Consider the following 23,672-nt stretch of genomic DNA (forward strand, 5'->3'; position numbering starts at 1 on the left):
ATGTGTGGTTCTGCTTGATGCAGGAATCATCGGCCGAGAGGCACTGTTGCGTAACGGTAGATCCTGATCAGACCAACTGCGCGCCCTCCGGTGCGCGCCCACGAATCTTGTGCTTTTCCTTGACAGATGACTTACATGGATGACTTACATGGAAGTGGCCAACTCGGTAGTAATGCGCGTCTTTGGGTGCAGCTCAAGTCGAAAACGCAACCACAGATCCTTCGACTGCGCTGCGCTTCGCTCAGGATGACATATTAGTTTTGGAGCGAAGGCAGGTAAGAGACCGCGGCAGGTCAGGGGCGTTTGGGGGAGCTTTGGCCGAGGGCGAGGAGGGCGCCGGTGACGCGGTTGGCGGCGTGGCGGACTACGTTTTCTTCGCTGGCGAAGTCGCCGGTGATGCAGCGGACGCCGAGCTTTTCAATGGGATCGATATCGACCTCGATCGGCGACGCATGCTCGGCAGCGTAGCGCGCGATTGTCTCTGGCGAGAATGGAGCTGTGTTGAGAACGGCGTAGTCGAAGACGGGCGCGTGGGTGTGCTCGTAGATGCGCTCGATGTGCTCGGACGCCTTGAGGCCGAGACTCTCATTGGCCTGGGTCATGAGGTTGCAGATGAAGACGCGGGTGCCTTTCGCCTCAGCGAGCGCGGTGGGAATTCCCTGCACGAGCAGGTTGGTGATGAGGGAGGTGTAGAGCGAGCCGGGACCGACGGTGATGAGGTCGGCGCGTTCAATGGCTTCGAGCGTCTCGGGCATGGCCGCGGCGTTGGGAGGATCGATCATGAGCTCGGCGATGCGCTGCTTGCTGGCGGTGATGTTGGTTTCTCCGCGCACGATGGAACCGTCTTCCATGTGCGCGACAAGCGTGGCGTTGGCGGTGGTGGCGGGGTAGATGCGGCCGCGGGTGGCAAGAATTTTGGAGGCCAACTGGATGGCGTGGGCGAAATCGCCGGTAATGTCGGTCAGGGCCGCGACAAAGAGATTGCCGAAGTTATGTCCGCCGAGTCCTTTTCCGGATTTGAAGCGGTAAGCGAAGAGCTTCGAGAGCAGGTCTTCTTCGGCGCTGAGCGCGATCATGCAGTTGCGGAGGTCCCCGGGCGGCAGCATGTTGAAGTCCTGACGCAGGCGGCCGGATGAACCGCCGTCGTCCGTAACGGTAACGACGGCGGCGAGATCGGAGATGTGGCAGGGAGTGTTTGTTGGCCAGTCGGGGAAGGCGACGTGACGGCGAAGACCGCGGAGCAGGGTCGAGAGGCCGGTACCGCCGCCAATAGCTACGACCCGAAGGGCGGCAGAGGGGGTAAGGTCTTCGAGCGCCTGAGAGCCCGGTTCAGAGGCGCTCGACGCGGATGGAGCGAGCTTTGTTGACAAACCAAAAGTCACAAAAGGCCTGAGGGCGAACGGCCACCCTACGGAAGTTCAGGATACAGCAACTCGGTGAAGCGGGGGTCGTCGACCATGCTCTGGAAGTCATTGTCAGAGCGTGCCTGGAGGCGGTTTTTGGGATTCAGTTCGATGGCCTGGGCGAGGCTGTCAAGGCAATCCTGCGTCTTGCCGGTGATGGAGTAGAGCAGGGCGAGGCCATAGAAGGCGAAGTCCGCGCGGGGATCGTCGGAGAGGATGCCCTTGAGCTGGTCGGCGGCCTCCTCGAAATCGCCGGCGTTGATCTGCGATACAGCGTAGTCGTAACGCTCGCCGGGCGTGAGAAAGGCGAGGCCCTGCTTGTCGAGCTGGCGGCGGCAGGTGCTGATGTACATCTTGCAGCGCTCCACGATCTCAGGCGGCGCGACAGGCAACACCTTGTCAAAGGCGGCGATGGCTCTTTCGAATTTTCCCTGCTGCACGAGCTGAACGGCGGCCTGGTAATGCGTGAAGACCGGCCCCGTTGCCGTGCTCGAGTGACTGCCGGGCTTGGCAGCCGGTGGAGGAGTCTTTTTGCGGCTTGACGTCGCGGATTTGGCCTCTTGCGTCATGGGTTTTATGGGGGACGTCCGTTCTAGGGTGCAGAAGTTGAACCGGATCATTCCGGCAGGATCACCAGGATTAGGAATCAAACTACTTAGGCCCTCTTTATACCCATAACCCCGTTTCACGTCAATGGGTGAGGCCCAGGAGGGACCAGGGGCCTGACTAAGATTGTGCACTGCGGTAGATGGCGGGGTTGAGTGTGGGGTCGTTGTACATCTTGAGCTGGCGGTAGAGCTTGAAGCGCCGGGTGCCGTCCAGTGTCGCTCGCCACAGTAAATCGAGGCAGTGAGCGAGATCGGTCCGCTGCTCGATAAGGATGGCAAGACGCGAACGGTTTCGTTCGGCATGACTGGGTGAACAGTCGGTGCGTTCAGCCTCTTCGCGGGTGTGATAGATCTTCAGAGCAAGGATCGACAGCCGGTCGATGATGAGACCGGGCGACTCGGAGTGAAGTTCGGCGTTTTCGGCGGGCAGACGCTGCGGTGCAAGCCAGTCGAGGAGGGCGCGGTCGAGGTCCTCGGCGAGATCGTTGCGGAGCTGGTTGGTCAGGTCGATGCGGCGCTTGACGCCGGCAAGCCGCGCGTCAGTGGCGTCGGGGGTGCGGGCTTCGTCTTCGATGTGCCAGAGGTCGAAGTTGGCGCGATGCTGGCGGGCGACGCGGGCGAGCCAAGGGTCGTTGCAGGCGGAATCCGGAGCGCTCTCGGAGGCGACATGCCACGCGGCGGTTGAATCATCGTGCAGCTTTACAATTGTGTCGGCCGAAAGCATCGGGCTCCTGGCGGTGCGGGTAATTGCGTGCAGCGTCTATGGTAGAACTATCCTCACCCGGACCCCAAGAGGCGGAGGGAAAATGCCGGACGGAAGTCAACGGTTTCTCTGTATTTCCAGCTACGAAAAGGGCCAGGACTTCATGCGGCAGTGCGCCGAGATGGGCGTGATGCCGACGCTGCTGACGGTGGAAAAGCTGCGCGATGCGCCGTGGCCGCGCGAGATTCTGGAAGACGTGTCCTACATGCCGAATACGTACACGGTCGATGAACTGATCAAGACCGTGTGCTGGATGTGCCGGGGCCGTCAGTTCGACCGCGTGATCGCGCTGGACGAGTTCGACTTGGACGCGGCCGCCAAGATTCGCGAACACACGCGGATTCCGGGGATGGGCGTTACATCGACGGCTTACTATCGCGACAAGCTGGCCATGCGCACGGGTGCGAGCGAATCGGGCTTCCTGGTTCCGGAGTTTTGCCGCGTGCTGAATTATGACGAACTGCGGGCCTACATGAAGGCGATCCACGGACCGTGGCTGCTGAAGCCGCGGGCGGAGGCCTCGGCGCTGGGGATCCGCAAGATATACGAGCCCGAGCAACTGTGGCGGACGCTGGATGAGCTGGGCGAACTGCAGACGAATTATTTGCTTGAGCAGTTTGTGCCGGGGGATATATTTCACGTCGACTCTGTGATCAGCGAGCACAGGGTGGTGTTTTCGTCGGTTCACCAGTACGGCAGGCCGCCGATGCAGGTGATGCACGAGGGCGGGGTGTTTACGACGCGGACAGTGGACCGCAAGAGCCGCGAATGGAAGGATCTGACCGCGCTGAATGCGCGGCTGGCTCCGGATCTGGGCATTGCGCGCGGGGTGACGCATGCCGAATACATCAGGGCGTACGAGGATGGAAGGCTTTATTTTCTCGAGATCGCAGCGCGTGTGGGCGGAGCGTTTATTTCGGATCTGATTGAAACGGCGACGGGGATCAACCTGTGGCGCGAATGGGCGCGGATTGAGGTGGCTGAATTGCGCGGCGAGCCGTATGTGCTGCCGAAGTTCACCGAGAAGTATGCGGGCAGCGTCCTTTGCCTTGCGAAGACGGAGGAGCCGGACACCAGCATGTTCGACGCACCGGAGGTTGTGTACAGCATGAAGAAGCATCACCACGCGGGGTTGATCGTGTGTTCGGAGAGTGCAAGCAGGGTGAGGGAACTGCTGGACCAGTACAGCACGGAATTTGCGCAGCGGTTTCTTGCAGCGCTTCCGCCGCCGGACAAGCCGACGTCGTGAAAAGAACAGAGACCAAGGGACCAGGGGCTCGGGACTAGGGACAAGGGGCCAGGGACTAGCTTCTCTAGGTAAGCACGTAGCGCAGAATTAATTCCCGAAGGAGAAGTCATGAGTCTTAATGAAGATCCCGAATCTGTGCATTGGCCCGAGATGCATTACGTGTTCGTGGAACGGATCGGACCGTTTATGGAGAACGCAGGAGCGGCGTGGCAGCAGGCGCATCCGCTGGTGCCTGCGCTCGCAGAAAATAACAAGATCACGGGCTACATGGCGCTCTACAAGATGGGGCCGAAGATCTATCGCGCCGGTTTTTCAATTGCGGCTCCGCCGGTGAAGTTGCCGGAGGGACTAAGGTACGAGAAATTTCAGGGCGGCAAGTACGTTCGGTTTGAGCTGACGGGTCCGTACGATCAGTTGCCGCAGGCTTCAGGGCGCGCGTGGGCGATAGTGGCGGAGAAGAAGATCGACGTGCGCGATGATTTCGCGATCGAGAATTATGTCAACGATCCACGCGTAACGCCGCCCGAGCAACTGGTTACGCATATCATGATTCCGACGGTCTGACCGCACTTCCTCTCTGCACTACGCGGTCCATTCATCAACCACTTGACCCAAGAAAGAAAAGCGGAGGTCACCGATGGCACAGACGGCTCCAGGCACTCAGGCGGGCATGATGGAACGGCCCGCAAACGAAACGAAAACCGCATCGAACGGACTGATCTGGACGGGCCGCGTGCTTTCAATCCTGACGGTTCTTTTTATGCTCTTCGATGCTTTCGGGAAATTTGCGAAGCAAGCACAAGTGCTGGACGCATGCGCGCGGTTGGGGATTCCGGCTTCGCAGATCTCCGGCATCGGAGTTCTGCTCCTGGTAAGCACGATCATCTACGCGATTCCGCGAAGTGCGGTGCTGGGCGCGGTGTTGCTGACCGGATACCTCGGTGGCGCGGTTGCGATTCAGATGCGCGCCGGCAGTCCGACGTTTGAGACGGTCTTTCCGGTGATCCTTGGCGTGGTGCTCTGGGCAGGAGTGTATCTGCGCGAATGCGGACTGCGCAGGGTTTTTCCCGTCAAGCGATAACCGTTCAATACGAAAACAGTAGTGAGGCGGCTCTGGCACGATGAGCTGCACGGGACACGTGTGTGCAGGGGGCGTAAAGAATCAAAGAAGCAAGGAATTTGGGGCGAAGGAGGAGGGATATGGGCACGACAATTCTGCGGGAGAACGCGGCGATGTGCAGAGAGGATTTGGGAGCGCTGCATGGGATGGGACCGAAGGCGCTGGGGATTCTCGACGACGCCTTTAAGGAACGTGGCAAATCCTTTCTCAAGTAAGAGGCCTCGCCGAACGTGCACAGATGCGGGTGACAGCGGGGCGGCCTTTTACAATGGCTGCGGGAGCACGCATGGAAGGCAAGTGGCAGTATCCGCATCGCCGGTGGAACCCGCTGCGGCAGTCGTGGGTGATGGTTTCGCCGCATCGTACGCAGCGGCCGTGGCAGGGCGAGGTGGCGCAGAAGGCGGCACCGTCGGCAATTCACCATGATCCTAACTGCTATCTGTGTCCGGGCAACACACGCGCGGGCGGAGCGGTGAACCCGCAGTACGATTCCATTTTTACTTTTGTAAACGATTACGCCGCGTTGCTGCCGAACGCGGTGGCGGAACAGGATGCGTCCCCATCGCCATTGCTGGTTGCGGAGCCGGCGCGCGGACTTTGCAAAGTTCTCTGCTTTCATCCTGACCACAGCCTGACGCTGGCGCGGATGACGGAGGCGGAGATACGCCTCGTGGTGGATGCGTGGACGCGGGAGTACGAAGAACTGGGCGCGATCGACTGGATCAGGTACGTGCAGATCTTTGAGAATCGCGGGGCGATGATGGGCGCCAGCAATCCGCACCCGCATGGGCAGATCTGGTCGACGGGATTTGTGCCCGATGAGCCTGCGGCGGAGAGCGTGGCACAGCGCGAGCACCTGGTGAAGTCGGGGCGGTGCCTGCTGTGCGATACCGTTGCTGCCGAGAAGGCTGCGGGCGAGCGCCTGGTTCTGGAGAACGATTATTTTGCGGTATTGGTGCCATGGTGGGCGGTGTGGCCTTTCGAAGTGCTACTGGTGAGCAAAAGGCATCTTGGTGCAATGCCGGAGTTGAGCGGCGATGAACGTGACGCACTGGCCGATGCGTTGAAGCGGCTTACGACGCGCTATGACAATCTGTTTGAGACGAGCTTTCCGTACACGATGGGATTTCATCAGACACCGACAGATGGCGAGAAGCATCCGGAGTGGCATTTTCACGCGCATTTCTATCCGCCATTGTTGCGGTCGGCGACGGTGCGGAAGTTTATGGTGGGGTTTGAAATGCTGGGAATGCCGCAGCGCGACATCACGCCGGAGAGCGCGGCGGAGCGGCTGCGCGCTTGTTCAGAGCAGCACTTCTGGGCGAGGGAATAGGCTGGCAAGGTTCGTGGTTTCCCACCCAGGCGAAGCTTGGATGGGGCACCCGGCGAGCGTGCTCGGATACGCACTTCTGGGCGAGGGAGTGATAGAAGCCGTCAGGCATCAACTCTGCGCAGAACGTCTTTTCGCGTGACGCATTGCAGCATGCGGCGATTGTCGGAATCGGCAGAGATCCAGCACTTCCTGTAGGGATTTTGATGCGTGTTGCGGTCAACTGCGCGGTTCCGGAACCTGCCGATAGTCATCGCGATGACAACAAATGCGGTTCCGCGTTCTGTGAGGCGTCATGCACGCGCACGAGTGGAAAAGGGACGATGTGCAGGGTTGGGGAAAGTTCGAAATCCATTCGGAGGAATGGTGAGCCCGCTGGGACTCGAACCCAGGACCCACGCCTTAAAAGGGCGTTGCTCTACCAACTGAGCTACGGGCTCGCTGCCAAATGGCTAAGCTGACTCTTATGAATGACTTGGTTTGTCAGTGAAGGAATCTGTTTCGCGAATCCGGTGATCAGTCAAGCGTCGGAAACCAGTTTCATCCAAGTGCAGCTATTCTTTCACTTTATCAGATTGTGCTTTTTCGTGGCGCTTTTTGGAAGATGAAGCTTGCTGGAGTTCGAGAGACGAGAATCGCGTTGAAAAAGAGACAGCCGGGAAGAGAAGCTCTTCCCGGCCGGAGAGAATCAGGCAGCTTAATCAGGCAGCTTAGTTATGGCGTTGTGGTTGCAGCTCCGTTTGGTATGAGGCGGACGGCGGTGAGGTCATAGGCAATGGCTTTGAAGATGTTGCTCAATGAGGTGATGGTGTTGGTTGCACCCGATGCCTGGCAGCCTGAATCGCTTCCGGCCAGATAGTAGTCGGAGTAAAACGTCGAAGCGCTTGAGGCCATAGCCCGCATCGCCCCGCATGGGCTGATGTTTTTGTGGGTCGCGCCGGTGAGTCTGTCGCTGGCGCAGTAGCTGGAGTTCGAACTGGTGGACGAACCATAGGCGATGGAATAGAACCTGGTGCCATTGCTGGAGTCGCCCGGATAGGTTTTGGCGTAGTTGGCGGCGTCGACACCTTGCGAGCATTCGCCAACCCAGGACGGGTAAGTTCCTGAGGATGTGGCTATCTTTGTGCTCTGGGTTCCGACGACCATGTCGTTGCAGCCTGGGGCAAACGCTCCAGCGGCATAGCTGGTGCCATTACAGGTGAACGAGCTGGTTGGGTATTGCTCTTTTGCGGTGGCATTGCCGTCGCTGAGTAGGATCATCACATTTTGCGTGCCGGGTTTTGCCTGTTGCTCTGCGATGAGGGCGGACTGGGCTGCGTAGATGGCGGCCGCGTAGTACGTATTCTCCGTACTGGTCTGTATTCCAGTGCATCCGCTCTTTCCCCCGACAGCCTTGGTAAGGTTCGAAGTCGTGGTCAACGACTTTGCCTGGTTGTCAGTTCGATAGTCCGCCAGGAAACCAGTGACCTGGTAGGTTTCGTAGACGGTTGTGGTTCCAACCTTATAGTTCATGTTGGTCAGGGTCTTCCCGGTCGTGGAGGGGAAGGTATATGGGCCGACCGTCGGTTTGGTTGTTGAGCAGTCGTAATCGTTCCCCGTGGTGGTCGTGGTGATGTTTGGGAAGGTGAAGAGACTGACGTTATCCACGGTTGGCGACAGATTGAGCAGAAGCTGCTGTACACCGCCCACTGCGCAGGAAAGTTGGGTTGCGCCCGAGCCGCAGTTGGTATCGGCGTAATCCATGGACGGCGTTGTATCGAGGATGATGGCGACGTTATAAGGAAGCGGTTTGGAGCCGCGCATAGCTGCGGTTGCGGTGGCTGAAATATTCAGAGTCTTGAAGCCTAAGAGACCTGCGAAGAGCATGGGGACTTGAGCTGACTGTTGCACCTGCAACGCGTTGGCCCCAGAGTCTCCGGAACAGGGGAGGCCCTGACTCTTCAGAAAAGCCACGCAGAGCGGTGTTACGACCGCGTTGCCGGCGGAGTAAGTTGCGGAATTGTTGGAATTCCCGGAGCCAGAGCTGTACGACTTCGCCGTACCGCTGAAATCGCCATCGGGCATTTGCTGCGCGCCCGCCAAGGCCGCTGCATTGGTCGCAGCCTGAAGCTGACGATGGACGACCATTGCGCGGGCGACATCCAGAGTCAATCCACAAACCCCGAGCAACGTAACCATCATCACGGCTACCCAGGGGAGGACTTGTCCGCGCTGGTCATGGAAAAGCTGGCGTGGGTATTTCGATTTTTCTTTCACGTTCATGGCGGTTTCACCTTGGTCTTTCGTACGTAAAGCGGATTTGTTCACTGCATGAGTTCGGTGGTTTGTGCACTGAGAGTCATGGCGACCGGCTTCCAGCCAAACAGCATGAGGGTGTAGGGGTACGTCGCCGTAATTTGCGCTGTTTTGCCCGAAACGACGTTCGCCTCACCATTGGTGCACGAGGTCACGTTGTTGTATGCATTCCCGTTGAGATTGACGCTGAGCATGATTTTCGAGGGGGCCAGGGTCGGTGCAGCACCGGTGATGGCTGTCAAGGCGGCAGCGCAAGGATCGGGAGTGGTGCCGTCGGAGTTTGTTGCGCGGATGACGGCCACGGTGCGAGCGCCGACATCGACGGCGTTGTTTAACTGCAGGTAAAAAAGGAGAGCGAAGCTTAACCCGAAGATTCCCGTGACGAGAGCCAGCATTAATGGAAGAATCATGGCGAATTCGACCAAAGAGCCGCCGTCGGTTTGGGATTTAAAAAGCGCGAGAAGATTTCGGGCGGAGAGTCGATTCAAAACAGGCGTGGCTGACAGGCCGGGAGTCTGGGTTTTCGGTTCGGGGCTGAACTCATTCTTAAGGTTTTTCACGTGTGGCCCTCGGTTTCGGCGAGATCAGGAGTCTTGCCTTTGAAATTGCGTCCCAGGTCAACGGCCAAGCAGGCTCAAGTAGGCTCGCATAGCCAGACTACTGGCTTGTGTACTAATTCGGTATCACACCTGCGGGGCATTAGATTACAAAAGTAATGACACTAAGTTGATGAGATTATTTAAGTTATTGATTCTTTGTTGGAAAAGAGATGCCTACAGTGTCTCGCTCTTACGTATGTGATCTACGTCACAAGATGTACTAAGTAGTTAACAAAAACGGGGAGTCAACCAAACAAATACCGGCATTAGAGAGCATCTACCATTACTTGAGTTTATCTATATTTAATAGAATACTAGTTTATAAAATTAATTATATTGTTGCATTTTTGTCTAAAATCGATTATGTTTGATTTCGTCGAGGTGTTCTACCAATGGCAACTGATCTCAAAGCCCCTTCAGACTGGCAGGACCTGCTGCGGATGGCACAGGGGGCGCCCGTGGTGATCGAGCGGGTCAGGATTCCGGAGAAGGGAATCGCCATTGAAGGTGCTTTTACGCTGCCGGAACTGGCCAGGCTGAGCCTGGAGGACCAGATTTTTGTGACGGCATTTCTGCGGTCCCACGGGTCGATCAAAGAGATGGAGCAGATTTTCGGGGTGAGTTATCCGACGATCAAGGCGCGGTTACACCGAATCTCCGGGCTGCTGCAGTTTATTGACACAAATCCCTCGCCATCGCGCTCGGACGTGTTGGAGCGGCTGAAGAACGGCGAGATCAGCGCTGCCGAGGCGATCAGCGAACTGGAGGCCATCAAGTGACTCCGAATATTGCCATCGTTCACGTGAATTACCCGCACGGGCCGAATTTCCGGTTGTGGCTGCCCTTGTTTTTGTTATGGATTCCGGCGCTTCTGCTGGCGCCTTTCGTCCTGGTGGTCCTGCTGGTTGCGTGTGTTTGTCTTGGCATTCCGTTCTGGCAGTCGGTTCGCTCGTTCTGGGCGATTGTGTGCAGCCTTCCGGGAACGGATGTACGGGTTACAACCGAGGGCAATCGCGTCCTCGTTCGGATTTTGTAGAGGTTTGCCATGAACACGGATCGCCGCGCCATTCTTTCGCTTGTCGCCATGGGGCGGATAACCGCCGCCGAGGCGGAGCGCCTGCTGGCGGCCTGGAACGAGAGCCGCGAGACGGCTTGGATTGTTGGTCTCTGCCTGGCGTTTGCCTGCCTGGCTCAACTCAATCTGCATGAGCTTTTGATTCTCATGCACTTTTGCAGCGCGCAGATTCCGGCGCTGGCCGAGGCCGTGCATCGGGCGCTCTCGCCGATCACGGGGCCGGTTACGGATCTGATGTCGCTTGCGCGCGGGGGAGGACTGCTATGAACGAAAACAGAAAACAGATTTTGGAGATGCTGGCTGCGGGGAAGATCACGGCAGACGAGGCGGAGCGGCTGCTTGCGGCACTCGATCCGGACACCGCGCAGACGACGGGAAGAACGACGACCAACGCCGGGAATGGACAGCAGGCGGGTGTACCTCACACGCGCGCCAAATATCTGCGTGTATTGGTGGAGGCCGATGAAGAAATGACCGGCCTGAAGGGGCCGACCACGGTGAATGTTCGCGTGCCGCTGCAACTGCTGCGCGCGGGGGTTCGGCTGGCGGCGCTGATTCCGCAGCAGGCGCACAACCAGCTTGACGAGGCACTGAGCAGTCACGGTGTTCCGCTCACGCTCTCGCAGATCAAGCCGGAGAACCTGGAAGAGCTGATCGATCACCTGGAAGACTTGACGGTGGACGTGGACGGCAAGGACGGCAACAAGACGCGAGTGCGGGTGTTCAGCGAGTAAAACAGGGACCAGGGACAAAGGGACCAGTGACTAGGCCGCTCTGCTATCCGCGTCGCAGCGCCTTCTGCATCGGGACGACCTGCACGGTTACGTCGCGGACTTCGGCGAGGAAGCGATTAAGCACGGAACCGCGCAGGAGGATGTCGAAACGCGAGCGGACGGGTTGCCCGAAGATGACGTGCGAAATGCTTTCCTGCTGCGCAAACCGGATGAGTGCGTCAGCGACATTTTTGTCATTCAGAGTGATCACCTGGGCGCCGAGGTCGCGGGCCATGCGGCGATACTCCTCGATGCGTTGAAAGGCTTCAGGATCTCCATGGCCCTTGTCTTCGTCGGGCCGATTCACGTAGACGGCGTACCAATTGGTGGCAAGCCGGCCGGCCACGCGCGCGCCCACGCGGATGAGGCGTTCGGTTCCGGGCCGCGTGCTTAGGCAAACCATCACCTTGTCGGGGATGGGCGCTTGTTCAAGGCCCTGGGTGCGGCGGTAGTCGGATGCGCGCTTGCTGACCTGTTCGGCGGTGGCGCGCAGTGCGAGTTCGCGCAGCAGATTGAGATTGCCTTTGCGGAAGAAGTTGGCGAGCGACAGCTCAACTTTTTCGGCAGCGTAGATCTTGCCTTCGCGCAACCTGGAGCGCAGTTCTTCCACGGTGATGTCGACGTTGATGACTTCGTCGGCACGCTTGAAGAAGCTGTCGGGAACCGTTTCGCGAATGACGGTATTGGCGGAGCGATTGACGGCGTCGTTGAGCGTTTCGAGGTGCTGGATGTTGACCGCGGTCCAGACGTCGATGCCCGCGTCAAGCAGTTCGAGAACATCTTCGTAGCGCTTGCGGTTCTTGCTTCCGGGGACGTTGGTGTGGGCGAGTTCGTCGACGATCACGATCTGCGGATGACGCGCGAGGATTGCGTCGATGTCCATTTCCTTAAGGTCGACGCCGCGATAAGGGATGACGCGCAGAGGCACGATTTCGAGGTCGCGAATCTGTTCCAGGGTTTCCGCGCGGCCATGCGCTTCCACCAGGCCGATCACTACGTCGACGCCTTGCTTCCGCCTCAGGAGGGCGTCATTGAGCATGTGGTAGGTTTTGCCGACGCCGGGCGCGGCACCGAGGTAGATGCGGAGGTGGGCGGGCTCCTGCTGGCGTTCAAATTCGATTTCGGCCATCAGCCCACCTCGACCGGATGCGGAATGGCTTCGGCCACTGCGACGGGCAGGGTAAAGCGGAAGGTGGTGCCGTGGCCAATGCGGCTCTCGACGGCGATCTGACCGCCGAGGGATTCGACGAGACGCCGGACGAGCGCGAGACCCATGCCGGTGCCGCTCTCAGAGAAGGGATTGAAGCGATCGAAGATGTTGCTGAGGCGTTCCGCTTCGATGCCGCGTCCGCTGTCGCGCACGGTAAATTGCACGAATTCTTTCAACTCTTCGGCGGCGAGCAGGATTTCACCGTCGGGCGGGGTATAGCGCAGGGCATTGCCGACCAGATTGTCGAGGATGGAGCGGACCGCGCGGCGATCGGCCAGAATGAACGACAGATCGGCGAAGGCGCTGACTTCAATCCGGACCTGTTTGGCTGCGGCTTCGTCGATGTAGCGGTTGCGCGCTTCATCGAGCAGGGGCAGCGGCCGGAGGCGCTCAAGTTTGAACTCGCGTTTGCCGGTGTCGAGTTCGGCGACTTCGATCAGGTCGGCCATCAGGTCGCTGAGTTTCTCGGCCTCGTTTCCGGCTTCGATGACCAACTCGGACTGCAAGGGAAGCAATTCGCCGCCGAACCCATGCTGGAGCGCATAGATGCCGCGGCGCAGTTGCAAGAGAGGATCGCGAAGCTTCTTGCTGGCGACGGAGATGAACTGCGTCTTGAAGCGGTCGGTGTCCTGGAGCGTAGTGACATCTTCAAGTGTGGTCACGGTGCCGAGCAGCCGGCCTTCAGAGTCACGCATGGGCATGGTGCGCAGGCGATAGCTGCGCGACTGCTTGCCGATGCGCATGGGCAGCATGGAAGCCTCGCCTTCGGCCGCAATGGGCCTCTGCATGGAGATGGCTTCGCGGATCGCGCTCAGGATCTTGTCGCCGCCGGGGGTACTGGTGAGGGCCAGCCGATCGTTGGCTGCTTCGCCGAGTACATCGGCGGCTGCCTGGTTGAGCTTGAGGATGTGCCCCTTGGCGTCGGTGACGATGATGGGCTCGAAGATGGACTGGAGGACGGCATCGGAGAGCTGATACTCCATCTGGCGGCGGCCGGCATCGGTGTCGCGCAGTTCGCGCAGGCGTACGGCAATGCGATTGAGCTCGGACGCAATCTCGCCGAAGCTGTCGCGGCCGCCAAACTCGACGCGATGCTCGAGGTTGCCGCGGGCGATTTTGCGGGCATCGGCGGCCAACATCCTGATGGGATGCAGCACGACCATGACGGTCGCCACTTCAACGAGGATTAGGGATATAAGGAGCGCGATGGCGAGGTGCATCTGGCCGGCTGCGGACAGGGCGCGATGGGTTGCGGCGACCAGGCACACGGCGAGGGTGGCGATCGCGACACAGCCGAGAATCAACCTCTGCGTAAGATTCAGCATCTTTCGGGCTCCGCGCCGGAGAGAACCACACTCTCATTTTTGCGCACCTACCCTCAAGGCGCAAAACGGGCGGGAGGTTTGATGTTGATTTTGGGTGAGATTCGGGACAACAGCGAAAAAACAGTGATTCAGTTTCGAATTTCCACTGCCTTCAGATTGGGGAATTCAGGGGAGGGCAAGCGGCAAACGTTGTATCCGCGCTGCTGATAGGGGCAATCCAACCCTGACGGGGCAACTCCGTGAATCACGGTCCAGGTGACGTCGGGGTATTCCCGCTGAAGTTGCCCAAACTGTGCGACGGAAAAGTGGTTGAGTCCGTAGGTGGCGCTACTCATCTGCTTCCATTCGTCGGCGAGCGCCGGAAACAGTGAAACCACACCACCGTCTTTGAAATAGTCTGCCAAGGCGGAGCGCTCGGAGATCGCCCGGAAACCATGTACGTCGTTCTCGCTATCCATGAAGTAGTGCGAATCCACAGCAAAGACGGCGTTCGCGGGTGTGTTCCAGCGGATCCAAAGGAGGGTGTTGACCCAGGGATTTGTGCTGGTCTTCGAGGGAATCTCGATTTGGGGACTATTGGGGTAAGTCTGTCGCGCCACCAAAAACATTCCGACGGCGAGCGGAATGAAGATGGCCACGGGAACCCATTTGCGCGCCTTGGCCAAATATTCTCCTACGACTCCGCCTAGAAGAAGAACAAAAAGGAACGTGATCAGGTGGAACGACCGCAGGGGCTGGAGTCGGACAAACATCTCAAATTCAGGAGAAGAACAAAGCACGACGGCAATGAGAATGGAGAGCAAGCCGAAGGGAATGAGAGCAAAACTGATCCGTTGGAAAGCGGGGCGAGTGCCGCGCAGATTGCCTCGCCAGAACCAAGCGAGAATCGCGAGTGGCGCGAGCATTCCGAGCCAGTGGTACCAGGTCCAGTTGTAGAGGAAAAAGTAGTCGCGCGAATAGAGCGCTTCCCGATAAGGGCCGGTTGCGCGGGCAAGATGAAAACCTGTAGGGAACATGCCAACGACCGCGGGAAGCGCCGGTACGGGTTCGAGCACGGCATTCCTGCGACGATCAGCCACCCACATCACTCCAATCAGAAAGAGCAGATAGAGCACCATCTGCGGATGGATCAGGACTGTGAGCAGCATCGCGATCATGACGCGGGCATAACGCTGCTCAAGCAGGCTGGCTAGTGCGAAGAGAGTCAACGGGGTTGAAAACGACCGTGCTGTAACGTATGGATCAATCAGGAGGAGCCCGGTGTTGGTGGCCGGCATTGCCAGCACGGCGGTTATGATCAGCATCGCTGTCCAGTGCGCGCGCGGCTCCTGAAAGCATGCCGTGACGAGCAGCCAGCAGGACGCAAGGGTTGCAAAAAGGCTCAGAAGGTACGCGACGAGGAGCGTCCAGTCCATGGACATGTGTGTGAGCCTCGCCGTCCAGGCCAGGATAGAACCAAAGAGAGAAAGATGTCCGTGGGAAAGGAAGAATTCCGCTCCGAAGGGATAAAGATTTGGGTGCAGAAGCTTTTGTGCAGCGGGGATGTAAATCTCGCCGTCTTCAACGCCGTAATGATATCCGTGAATCATCAGGGCTGCTGCTGTCAGGGCGATAAGTCGGAGGAAGGGAAGTCGGCCGCGCGGAGTGTCGTTCATTGCATCACCTGCCCCGTAGACCGAGTGGAGAGTCCTTGAGGTTTCAATTCCGCAGTATCAATGGCGGCAACGTGCAGAGACGGGGAAGCGAAATCATCAATGAAGCCAATAGGGGATTGGATGCAGCCAAGGCAGACCGCGAAATTCTCAAAAGTCATACCTGGTGCGCAAACCTCAGAGCGTTCCTCTAATATTACGACGCCGGTGGAGGGATGTTGTGAGCGGATTCTAGTGGATTTCGCATACCGCGACGTTTTGTTTGTGCCATTTGCAGGCCAAACCTTGCGGTTGGGGATATGCCACGATTACCCAATCGACTCCAAAGTCTTTCTTTAATCTTTCGAAATCGGTCAGCTCGAAGTGCTGCCACCCCGCTGTGGCGTCTGTCTGCCTTTCCCATGCTGGGCCGAGTTCGGGGACCTGGGTGACTACCGATGGATCTTTTTCCATGTCGGCAAGCTGGCTGCGTTCGGCCAAGGCGCGGAAGCTGTGGTAATCCTCTCCTGGGGCGGCAAGGTAGTGGGGATCCATCGCGAAGTAGGCATTGACCGGCGTATTCTCGCGAATCCATGCGAAGGATTGCAGCCAGGGATTGCTGGATCGCGTCCAGGGAAGCTCGAGGTGCGGGCTGCTGCTGAACTCGGCTTGCTGTGAAGCGAACATGCCGGCGTTGATGAGGACCAGGAAGACCGCCCAGCGCCAGGGGATGTCTTTCAGGAGAAATTTGCCGAGCAGACAGCCGCCGACCAGCGTGAGGAAGAAATAAATGAGATGTAAAAAGCGCATGGGCTGCATGGGCGTGAGCCGCACGAGCCGCGGCGACGCAAGCACGATCATTGCGACAGCCTGCTGGAAAACGCCGTAAGAAAAGACGGCCAGAGAAAAGCGTGCGAGCATTGTATCGCCGCGCTTGAGCGCGATGCGCCACAGCAGCCAGAAGAGGAAAAGCGGGGCAAGCGCGCCGAGCCATTCATACCAGGTCCAGCTATAGAGAAAGTAGTAGCTGCGCGTTGCGAGGGCGCGATGCCAGATGGGCGTAGGAGACTCGAAGATCCAGCCGAGCGGCACTGCGGCTGCGAGCGAGCCGCGCAGAGAACGCAGCCATACGTGCACTGGTTCGAGCATGGACATGGTGAGGAAGAAGCAGAACGAGATGCCGAGCGCCGCCATGATGGGGTGGAGCACAAAGGCGAGCAGCAGGAGAGGAAGTGCTTGCCAGCGATGACCGGCGAGGATGCGGGAAACAGCGAGAAGAAGAAATGCCGTGGCGATGTTGCGAGGATGCAGATGTTGGTCGGCCAGGTAGAGGGCTGTACCAGTGACGGGTAGAGTCAGCATGGCGGCGGTGAGAGCGACGCCTGCCCACTGCACGCGCTCGTCTTCGAAGAGAAGCCGTGCAATGCACCAGCAGCCGAGAACGATGAGCAGAATCGTGACAAATTGAAGCAGCAACTCAGTGATGGTGACGGGAATATGGGTTAAGCGAATGAAGGCAGCAACAACTTTGTCGAAGAGCGTTGCCTGCAACTGGACGCGGAAAAACTCCGCATCGTGGGGGTAGAGCGCGGGATTGAGATCGCTTTTTACCGCGGTGAGATAGACGCCATCGTCTTCCAGCCCGGGGTGATAACCCATCGTTGCCATCGCCAAAAGTGAGAAGGCGAGGATCAACAGTAAATTACGCTTGCGAACGTTCTCCAAATGATTCAGCTCATACAATCCGATTTAAATCTCCCATCAGCGGGGAGAACGGGATCCTCTTGTGTCAAAGGGTTGGGAAAGAGATCAACCCTGAGCAAACTGTAAGCCCTTTTCCAGTTTCCCATGGCGAGAATATGTCGGAATTGGAGCCACTATCCCTTTGGACGAGACTGAAAGGCGTTTAGCTGACTATAATCGAGATTGGCGCGGAATTGTTACCCTAAATCCTCTCTTCCCATCGCCAGGTCATCGAAGGTTGTTGCTGCCGAACCTTCCAAATTTCAAGGAAGTCTCTTGTTTTGAGTACACATTCATAGCCTGGTCCGTCTATACTCCCGAAGACATTCAAAGCATGGCATTAGCATCAATCAGTCCAATTCGGGTTGCGCTCGACGAGGCAACGACGCCTGAGACGCGAGAACTCAAGAGCGCCTGCTTTCATCAGAAACTGGCACTGGCCATACCCACCCTTTGCGAAGCTGGCAATATCCCGGCGCTTCTGGAACGCGTACAGAGCGTTCTGGACCCGCTCAATCTTGAATACGAGATTCTGATTGTGGATGATGACAGTTGCGATGGGACGGCCGAGATTGTCTCTTCTCTTGCGCAGCAGGATGCACGGATTCGCCTGCTGGTGCGCAAGGGACAGCGCGGTTTGTCTGGGGCTATTCTTCACGGCTGGGAGAACACCGACGCCACGATCGTGGGTGTGATGGACGCGGATTTCCAGCATCCGCCGGAACTGTTGCCGGAACTGGCCGCTGCGATTGCATCGGGCTGCGACGTAGTGATTGGCAGCCGCTATACGCCGGGCGGCGGGCTTGGCGAATGGAATGTCTTCAGGAAACTGCTGTCGGCTGCGGCAGTGTGGGCTACATGGCCCATTCAGCGTATAGGTCTCCGCGCCAGGGATCCCATGTCCGGCTTCTTTTTTGTGCGCCGCGATTGCTTTGCGGGGATTGCGTTTCAGCAGGCAGGTTTCAAGCTGCTGCTGGAGATCCTGGTTCGCGCGCGCATCTCATCGGTTCGTGAGATTCCATTTGCCATTGGACAGAGATACCGCGGCGTGAGCAAGGCCAATATAAAGGTCGCTCTCGATTATGGCCGCCTGCTCGCGAGGCTCTATCGCGGCAGGTTTTTATCGAGTCGTCCGGTACCGGTGAGCACATTCGACTGAATCGGATCTGAATTGGCGGGTTAGAGCGCCGGGAGCGCCCAGCGCATTACAAGAAATCCCACGACACCGAGAAAAAACACAAGGGCCATGCGAATGCCGGGCTCGCGATTGACTTCGGGCACGAGGTCGCTGGCGCCGACATAGAGCGCTACGCCGGCTGAAACAGGCAGGCCATAGAGCATCCATCTGGGAGCGAGTTCGATGACGAGCACTCCGACGATGGTGGCGGCCGCCAGCATAACAGCCGAGTAAAAGGCAGCCTTCCGGCTTCGGCCGCTGGCCAGCATCACAGAGGCCATGGTGAAGCCCTCGGGCGCTTTGTGGAGGAATACCGCGAGGAAGATCAGCCAGCCGAGGGCGCTGTTCACGACGAAGCCCGAGCCGATGGCCACGCCGTCGAAGAGTGCATGCACGCTGAGTCCGCCGAGTACGGAATAGCCGGTGCGTGCGGAGACGAATTCGTCATGGTGCGTCTCTTCGCCGTAGTGGAAATGCGAATTGATGGTGTGCTCCAGCAAGTGAACGACGCAGTAGCCGATCATGATGAGGATCGGGCCGAGTGTCGGGCTCAGCTTCAAACTCTCAGGCGTCATTTCGAGCAAGGCGACCGCCATTAAAAAGCCGGCGCCCAGGGCGACGAAATAGCGCAGGTAGCGCTCCACGCCGCGAGCCCGCACCAGCACCAGGCCGCCGGCGACATCCGCGAGCGCGGCCAGGATGCCCAGGAGCACCGAGAGTTTAAGCATGCTTGCTTACCCTTACCCGCTGTGCCGAATGTGCATCACATCGCCATCCTGCACCACGTACTCTTTGCCCTCGAGACGGAGGGTGCCCAAAGCGCGCGCATTCGCTTCGCTGCCTGCGGCGAGCAGGTTGTCCCAGCGAATGGTCTCTGCGCGAATGAAGTGATGTTCGAGATCGGAGTGAATCGCACCGGCTCCCTGCGGAGCCTTCGATCCCGCAGGAATCGTCCACGCTCGACACTCGTCTTCGCCGGCGGTGAAGAAGCTGATGAGGCCGAGAAGTTCGTAGCTCTTGCGGATCAATCGCACCAGGCCGCTCTCGTGCAGGCCGTAGCTGGAAAGGAATTCCGCCGCTTCGGTCTCATCCATCTCGGCTAACTCGGCCTCGACTTTGCCGCAGATTGCGGTTGCGCCGGCGTTAGGACGCTGGGCTACTTCGGTGAGACCATAGCGTGAAACGGCGGCATCCAGGTTATCGCCAAGCGTCGTGCTTTCTCCGATATTAACCACATATAAAACAGGCTTTTGCGAGAGGAACATGAAGCCCTTAATTAGCTTCTTTTCTTCGGAAGTCATTTCCAGTTCGCGGAGCGGCCGCTCTTTTTCGAGCGCCTCTTTGGAGCGGATAAGCAGGGCTTTTTCGTGTTCCAGATCGTTGGTTTTGCCCTTTTTGAGATCCTTTTCGACGCGCTCGAGACGCTTTTCGACCTGGGTGAGATCGCTGATCATCAGGTCGAATTCGACATTTTTAACGTCGCGGAGGGGATCGATCGCGCCGACGTGGGGAATGGAATCGTCGTCGAATGCGCGAAGTACGTGAATCAAGGCGTCAACGTTGCGGAGGCTGGTGAGGAAGGCAGTTTCTTTCAGCGCTTCCTGGCCGATGGCCGCGACATCGACGTACTCCACCGTGGCGTGCGTGGTTTTTTTGGGCGCATAGAGCGCGGAAAGCTTGTCGAGGCGATCGTCGGGAACCCTGGCGACGCCGATGTGCGCCTCACGAGGATTGGAATAGCCACGATCTTCGAGCCTGGCCTTGGTAAGAATCTTGAATAAGGATGTTTTGCCCACCTGAGGCAGGCCGATGATGCCAGTTTTCATGCGTATCCGATGGCGCCCCTGCACGATAGCTTGCGCGCTTCAGGGCCTCTACGATGATACAAGAACAACGAGCAGGGAATTGGGATTAGGGAACAGGGATTTGGGACATGGGGACTAGGTGTGGATGTGCTGGTTGGAATTTCGAGATAGCGATCAGGTGCGGCGTTTGACGAAGCGAAGGGCTGAGAACTCGGGCGAGACGGCTGCGATCTTGGTGTCGACGATGCCAGTGGCCAGAGCGGTTGCACGCACCAGGTTTTCGTTCAGGGGATGGCCGGGGCCTTTGCGGTAGATGAACCAGACGGGAGTGCCGGAGTCGAGTTGGTCGGTGGCATTGGCCAATGCTTCTTTCAAATCGCCGGGAGTGTCGACGCGGGCAAGGATCAGATCGCCTTTGGAATTCGAGATTGTTTTGGCCTGGTGGAGCGCGTCTTTCAACGCAGCATCATCCATGGGGCCGATTGTACGCACCGTCGTTTCGGACGTGATGCCAAGCTTCTTCGCTAGCGATGGCGGGGGTTTCAGAAGTGCGTCTGCCCACTTGGCCGCCATTGAGGGGCCAAGCTGAAGTGCGACAGGCTCGTGGTCGATTTCGAAGCGAAGCCATTCCGTATCGGCGGTGATATTTCTTATTTCGGCGAAGGGAATCCTGAGTCGTATCTCTCCCCGCAGGATTAATTCGGGCGGCTCCAGGAGCGCTTTCACGTTGTGGCGGTTTCCGCTCCAGATGCAAGTGCAGATGGCTTCACGTCCCATGCAGGCTCCTATGCGCGGGTTGATTCCGCCCAGGCGACGAGGACGACGGTTGCGATTCCCAGCAGGAGGATGACGCCTTCAACGTGTTCGCTGCGGTTGTGCAGCATGTTGAAGTGGATCGTTGTGGGACTGGTGGTGGCAGAGGTGTCGATGGCTCCTCCGGCGGCGGCGCGGTCGCGTTCCATCGCAGGAATAATGCCGTATTGCGAGTAGGCTGTACAGGCCAGCATGAGGACAATGAGAACCATGGGCGCGAGGACGGCGCGGGGCTTGTAGATGTTCCAGGCGGGCGCAAGGGCCAGGAGAGCGAGCAACACGAGGCCGCAGACGATGCCCATGCCGTGGAGTATGCGGAGCAATTCGCCAACGATGGTGCCGGCGGTGTGCGTGCTGCCGGGCAGGGAATTGAAAGTAACAGCGGCAACGATGGGGAAGAAAATTTCGCCGCCGATCCAGACAATGAGTGCAAGAAAAAGGAGCGTGCGAAGCAATGTCTTCATTTGGGAAGAATACTAAATGCAGGGAACGGGGAACGGGGAACGGGGAACGGGGAACCGGGAACAGGGAACCGGGACAGGGGGACAGAGGGACAGAGGGACATAGGGACGAAGGGACAGAGGGACATAGGGACAAAAGGGACTATGGATGAACGGCGGCGCTGAAGAAAAAAGCGCTCGCACATTGCTGGTGTGCGAGCGCCGTCGTTCTGGATCTGATTTTTACGACTTGTTTTTGAGGGCGCGTTTGAGTACTGTTTCCAGCGCCGCCTTCGTTTCGGCGTATTCGGCGGGCGAAACGGCTCCGGTGAGCTTATCGCTTTCCAGTGCGAAAAGTTCTTCCTTCAGCGCACTGAGCAATGCGCTATTGTGCGTGGCCGGGGATGTCGGTTTCGCGGGCGAATAGGCTGGAGTTGCGGCCACTTCGGGGCTGAGGGGTGCGGGCACGCCGGGAACTCCCGCAGGTCGGCGCAACAGGAAAGCGGCTGCGACAACGAAGAGGAGCGCCAGACCGCCGAGGATCCACCACTTGTATTTGCTGAGCGGGTCAGGGGTGTTAATGGGCTCGCCGATTCCGCCGCCAGGCTGGCCGCTGGCGGGAGCAGCGGCTTCGGGACCACCGGGGCTCGCCGCGCCCTGATCTTCGCGTGGCATCGATCCAGTGCCTGAAACAGTAAACTCAAACGCCTTGCCGGGCACCGCGTTTTTGGCGACGAGTGTCTGGATGTTCGGATCCTGGTTGATCGCCGTAAACGCCGAGCCAGGGCCTGCGGTGAAGGTGATGCTTTTCGGCAGCAGTACGCCGACGCTCTGCGTGCTCAGCGATTCCTGCGGATGGAAGGTGAACGATCCACTGTAGGGAATGGTGTAGCTGATATTGAACTGGGTGTCCTTGTCGCCTTCATCGGGCTGGATGGGAAAGTTGAAGGCGTAGTGTCCCTTCGCGCCATCGGGCTGCAGTTTCAGAGTGGTGGGAAGGCTGCCAGCGCTCGGCCGCTGCCCCTGGGCAGATTCGACAACGGCCTCCGCGGGGAGGACGATTTCGAAACTCTTTGGGCTCCACTGGGTGCGCGGCGGCATGCTGGTGTTGTGGACGAAGTAGCGCTCGATCACGTGCAACTGTCCGTTCCCGCTCTCGATTTCGAGCACGTCGGCTTCAGCAAAAACGCCTTCCACCTTGGGGGCCACGTCGTAGACGGCGATGTCGGGGACCGAGCCGCTCTGGGGAGCATCGGCAAAAAACTCGGCTCCCTGGTGGGTCACCTTTACGAGCGCGGGCGCGTTGCTTGGGCGATTGAGCGTGTAGTGCCCGCTGCCATCGACGGTGGTGTGCGCCACTTCGGTCATGCCCGTCATGGGCTCTACGAGAACAACGGTATCGCCCGCCGCGGGCTTGCCGGTTGTCTTGTTCGTCACCGTACCTGTCAACTGCGCGGCCTGCGCGAGTGTGCCGGCAAAAAGAAAGCTTGCAAGGGCCGCATGCAAAATGGTCTTCATCGATTTCATGATTCTTCCAGGAGTCCTTATCTTTGATTGCCTATCCCTGCTGCTGCAGGTGATCCATCTCGGCGAGCAATTGCGCCGCTTCATTTTCAAGCTGCGCGCGCTGCGCCACAAAGTCTTCTTCAGGGTATTTGCCGGCGCGATGTTCGAAGTTGAGGTCGCGCAGGTTTTCGTAGAGTTGTTCCTTGCGTTCTTCGAGATAATCGAGGCGCGTCTTTTGCCGCTGGCTCGCGAAGGAATTTTCGGGCCAGAAGGTGTAGAGGAACAGGACCATCGCCATCATGCAACCAAGCGCCAATCCAAGAGTTTCGCTCATTGCTCAGTAACCTCCATCGCTGCCGGTTTCGCGGCGAATCCGTTCATGGATTTCGTCCATCTCCGGCGTGCTCGCCGTTTGCTCTGCCTCTTTTTTGCCGAGTGACCAGTGGCGGACGAGCAGAATTGTGCCGAGCAGCGCTGCGCCAAACACCGCGAAGGGCGCGATCCACGCCACCAGGTTGAATCCCTGCATGGTGGGCGCGGCCAGCACAGTTGCGCCGTATTTTGCAGCAAAGCTGTCGAGGATCTGCTTGTCGGTCATGCCGGCATTGATGGCGGTGCGTAATTCCGCCAACTGAACCGGCGAGTCAGGGCAGCCCACGTGATTGCACTCACCCAGAACCTGGCCGCAACCGCAACTGCACATGAGCTGATGGTTCAGGTGATCGTAACGCGCGCCTGCGTCGCTCGCTCCCATTGAAAAGCAAACCGCAACCGCGAGCGTTCCGGCTTGCAAAGCTCTCTTCAAAA

Annotated in this window: 26 protein-coding genes and 1 tRNA gene; 10 read left to right on the top strand and 17 right to left on the bottom strand. The window is 58.6% G+C overall.

The genetic code is table 11. The features are described 5' to 3' along the window. Window positions 1–293: 293 nt before the first annotated feature. The 3 genes from WCA10_RS14020 to WCA10_RS14030 all read right to left on the bottom strand — a co-directional run bounded on the left by WCA10_RS14020 (window position 294) and on the right by WCA10_RS14030 (window position 2,735). Window positions 294–1,382 (bottom strand): gluconeogenesis factor YvcK family protein, encoded by a 1,089-nt coding sequence (locus WCA10_RS14020; protein ID WP_472823153.1) that lies wholly within the window; start codon window positions 1,380–1,382, stop codon window positions 294–296. A gap of 26 nt (window positions 1,383–1,408) precedes the next feature. Further along, window positions 1,409–1,972 (bottom strand): tetratricopeptide repeat protein, encoded by a 564-nt coding sequence (locus WCA10_RS14025; protein WP_472823154.1) that lies wholly within the window; start codon window positions 1,970–1,972, stop codon window positions 1,409–1,411. Between the two features lie 157 nt (window positions 1,973–2,129). Further along, a complete protein-coding gene (locus WCA10_RS14030) occupies window positions 2,130–2,735 on the bottom strand; it encodes a DUF4254 domain-containing protein (RefSeq protein WP_472823155.1) in 606 nt (201 codons plus the stop codon). A gap of 82 nt (window positions 2,736–2,817) precedes the next feature. On the opposite strand from WCA10_RS14030, the gene WCA10_RS14035 reads away from it, so the two are divergent. The 5 genes from WCA10_RS14035 to WCA10_RS14055 all read left to right on the top strand — a co-directional run bounded on the left by WCA10_RS14035 (window position 2,818) and on the right by WCA10_RS14055 (window position 6,476). Beyond that, window positions 2,818–4,023, top strand: coding sequence for an ATP-grasp domain-containing protein (locus tag WCA10_RS14035; RefSeq protein WP_472823156.1), 1,206 nt, complete (start codon window positions 2,818–2,820; stop codon window positions 4,021–4,023). Window positions 4,024–4,131: 108 nt separating this feature from the next. Further along, window positions 4,132–4,587, top strand: a complete 456-nt coding sequence (locus WCA10_RS14040; RefSeq protein WP_472823157.1) for a GyrI-like domain-containing protein — start codon at window positions 4,132–4,134, stop codon at window positions 4,585–4,587. A 73-nt stretch (window positions 4,588–4,660) separates the two neighbouring features. Then, window positions 4,661–5,104, top strand: a complete 444-nt coding sequence (locus WCA10_RS14045) for a DoxX family protein (RefSeq protein ID WP_472823158.1) — start codon at window positions 4,661–4,663, stop codon at window positions 5,102–5,104. A 119-nt stretch (window positions 5,105–5,223) separates the two neighbouring features. Next, window positions 5,224–5,358 carry a helix-hairpin-helix domain-containing protein gene (locus tag WCA10_RS14050; protein ID WP_472823159.1) on the top strand — a complete coding sequence of 45 codons (135 nt, stop codon included), beginning with the start codon at window positions 5,224–5,226 and terminating at the stop codon, window positions 5,356–5,358. Window positions 5,359–5,411: 53 nt separating this feature from the next. Next, a complete protein-coding gene (locus WCA10_RS14055) occupies window positions 5,412–6,476 on the top strand; it encodes a UDP-glucose--hexose-1-phosphate uridylyltransferase (RefSeq protein WP_472823160.1) in 1,065 nt (354 codons plus the stop codon). A 361-nt stretch (window positions 6,477–6,837) separates the two neighbouring features. On the opposite strand, the gene WCA10_RS14060 is transcribed toward WCA10_RS14055, so the two are convergent. The 3 genes from WCA10_RS14060 to WCA10_RS14070 all read right to left on the bottom strand — a co-directional run bounded on the left by WCA10_RS14060 (window position 6,838) and on the right by WCA10_RS14070 (window position 9,328). After that, a tRNA-Lys gene (locus WCA10_RS14060) sits at window positions 6,838–6,913 on the bottom strand. A gap of 274 nt (window positions 6,914–7,187) precedes the next feature. Then, window positions 7,188–8,735 carry a pilus assembly protein TadG-related protein gene (locus WCA10_RS14065; RefSeq protein ID WP_472823161.1) on the bottom strand — a complete coding sequence of 516 codons (1,548 nt, stop codon included), beginning with the start codon at window positions 8,733–8,735 and terminating at the stop codon, window positions 7,188–7,190. Window positions 8,736–8,776: 41 nt separating this feature from the next. After that, window positions 8,777–9,328 carry a TadE/TadG family type IV pilus assembly protein gene (locus WCA10_RS14070; protein ID WP_472823162.1) on the bottom strand — a complete coding sequence of 184 codons (552 nt, stop codon included), beginning with the start codon at window positions 9,326–9,328 and terminating at the stop codon, window positions 8,777–8,779. 431 nt (window positions 9,329–9,759) lie between these two features. Between WCA10_RS14070 and WCA10_RS14075 the strand changes: the two genes are divergently transcribed. The 4 genes from WCA10_RS14075 to WCA10_RS14090 are packed head-to-tail and all read left to right on the top strand — an operon-like array spanning window position 9,760 to window position 11,176. Next, window positions 9,760–10,146, top strand: coding sequence for a DUF2089 domain-containing protein (locus WCA10_RS14075; protein WP_472823163.1), 387 nt, complete (start codon window positions 9,760–9,762; stop codon window positions 10,144–10,146). Next, the gene (locus tag WCA10_RS14080) at window positions 10,143–10,403 is read left to right on the top strand and encodes a hypothetical protein (RefSeq protein WP_472823164.1); all 261 of its coding nucleotides are present in this window, start codon (window positions 10,143–10,145) and stop codon (window positions 10,401–10,403) included. Before WCA10_RS14075 ends, WCA10_RS14080 begins: the two co-directional genes overlap by 4 nt. Window positions 10,404–10,412: 9 nt before the next feature. Beyond that, the gene (locus WCA10_RS14085; RefSeq protein WP_472823165.1) at window positions 10,413–10,709 is read left to right on the top strand and encodes a hypothetical protein; all 297 of its coding nucleotides are present in this window, start codon (window positions 10,413–10,415) and stop codon (window positions 10,707–10,709) included. Beyond that, window positions 10,706–11,176 (top strand): SHOCT-like domain-containing protein, encoded by a 471-nt coding sequence (locus WCA10_RS14090; protein ID WP_472823166.1) that lies wholly within the window; start codon window positions 10,706–10,708, stop codon window positions 11,174–11,176. The genes WCA10_RS14085 and WCA10_RS14090 overlap by 4 nt, the downstream gene beginning before the upstream one ends. A 43-nt stretch (window positions 11,177–11,219) precedes the next feature. On the opposite strand, the gene WCA10_RS14095 is transcribed toward WCA10_RS14090, so the two are convergent. From WCA10_RS14095 to WCA10_RS14110, 4 genes are all read right to left on the bottom strand, one after another. After that, the gene (locus WCA10_RS14095) at window positions 11,220–12,344 is read right to left on the bottom strand and encodes a universal stress protein (RefSeq protein ID WP_472823167.1); all 1,125 of its coding nucleotides are present in this window, start codon (window positions 12,342–12,344) and stop codon (window positions 11,220–11,222) included. Beyond that, complete coding sequence (locus tag WCA10_RS14100; RefSeq protein WP_472823168.1) at window positions 12,344–13,729, bottom strand: HAMP domain-containing sensor histidine kinase; 1,386 nt, start codon at window positions 13,727–13,729, stop codon at window positions 12,344–12,346. The genes WCA10_RS14095 and WCA10_RS14100 overlap by 1 nt, the downstream gene beginning before the upstream one ends. 149 nt (window positions 13,730–13,878) lie before the next feature. Further along, entirely contained in the window at window positions 13,879–15,405 is a 1,527-nt protein-coding gene (locus tag WCA10_RS14105; RefSeq protein WP_472823169.1) for a hypothetical protein, read from the bottom strand. Window positions 15,406–15,633: 228 nt separating this feature from the next. Beyond that, a complete protein-coding gene (locus WCA10_RS14110; protein WP_472823170.1) occupies window positions 15,634–17,124 on the bottom strand; it encodes a hypothetical protein in 1,491 nt (496 codons plus the stop codon). 334 nt (window positions 17,125–17,458) lie between these two features. On the opposite strand from WCA10_RS14110, the gene WCA10_RS14115 reads away from it, so the two are divergent. After that, window positions 17,459–18,283, top strand: coding sequence for a polyprenol monophosphomannose synthase (locus WCA10_RS14115; protein ID WP_472823171.1), 825 nt, complete (start codon window positions 17,459–17,461; stop codon window positions 18,281–18,283). Between the two features lie 20 nt (window positions 18,284–18,303). Here WCA10_RS14115 and WCA10_RS14120 read toward each other — a convergent pair whose 3' ends face one another. From WCA10_RS14120 to WCA10_RS14150, 7 genes are all read right to left on the bottom strand, one after another. Beyond that, a complete protein-coding gene (locus WCA10_RS14120; RefSeq protein ID WP_472823172.1) occupies window positions 18,304–19,029 on the bottom strand; it encodes a ZIP family metal transporter in 726 nt (241 codons plus the stop codon). A gap of 12 nt (window positions 19,030–19,041) precedes the next feature. Then, window positions 19,042–20,127, bottom strand: a complete 1,086-nt coding sequence (gene ychF, locus WCA10_RS14125; protein ID WP_472823173.1) for a redox-regulated ATPase YchF — start codon at window positions 20,125–20,127, stop codon at window positions 19,042–19,044. Between the two features lie 153 nt (window positions 20,128–20,280). After that, window positions 20,281–20,883, bottom strand: coding sequence for a hypothetical protein (locus tag WCA10_RS14130; RefSeq protein ID WP_472823174.1), 603 nt, complete (start codon window positions 20,881–20,883; stop codon window positions 20,281–20,283). An 8-nt stretch (window positions 20,884–20,891) separates the two neighbouring features. Continuing rightward, complete coding sequence (locus tag WCA10_RS14135; protein WP_472823175.1) at window positions 20,892–21,383, bottom strand: DUF4149 domain-containing protein; 492 nt, start codon at window positions 21,381–21,383, stop codon at window positions 20,892–20,894. 219 nt (window positions 21,384–21,602) lie between these two features. Continuing rightward, window positions 21,603–22,886 carry a peptidase associated/transthyretin-like domain-containing protein gene (locus WCA10_RS14140; protein ID WP_472823176.1) on the bottom strand — a complete coding sequence of 428 codons (1,284 nt, stop codon included), beginning with the start codon at window positions 22,884–22,886 and terminating at the stop codon, window positions 21,603–21,605. A 31-nt stretch (window positions 22,887–22,917) separates the two neighbouring features. Continuing rightward, a complete protein-coding gene (locus tag WCA10_RS14145) occupies window positions 22,918–23,199 on the bottom strand; it encodes a hypothetical protein (protein ID WP_472823177.1) in 282 nt (93 codons plus the stop codon). 3 nt (window positions 23,200–23,202) lie between these two features. Beyond that, a complete protein-coding gene (locus WCA10_RS14150; RefSeq protein WP_472823178.1) occupies window positions 23,203–23,670 on the bottom strand; it encodes a cytochrome c-type biogenesis protein in 468 nt (155 codons plus the stop codon). Between the last annotated feature and the right edge of the window lie 2 nt (window positions 23,671–23,672).

Origin of the sequence: Occallatibacter sp. (genome assembly GCF_049582745.1) — a bacterium.
In the GTDB taxonomy this organism is placed as follows: Bacteria; Acidobacteriota; Terriglobia; order Terriglobales; family Acidobacteriaceae; genus Telmatobacter.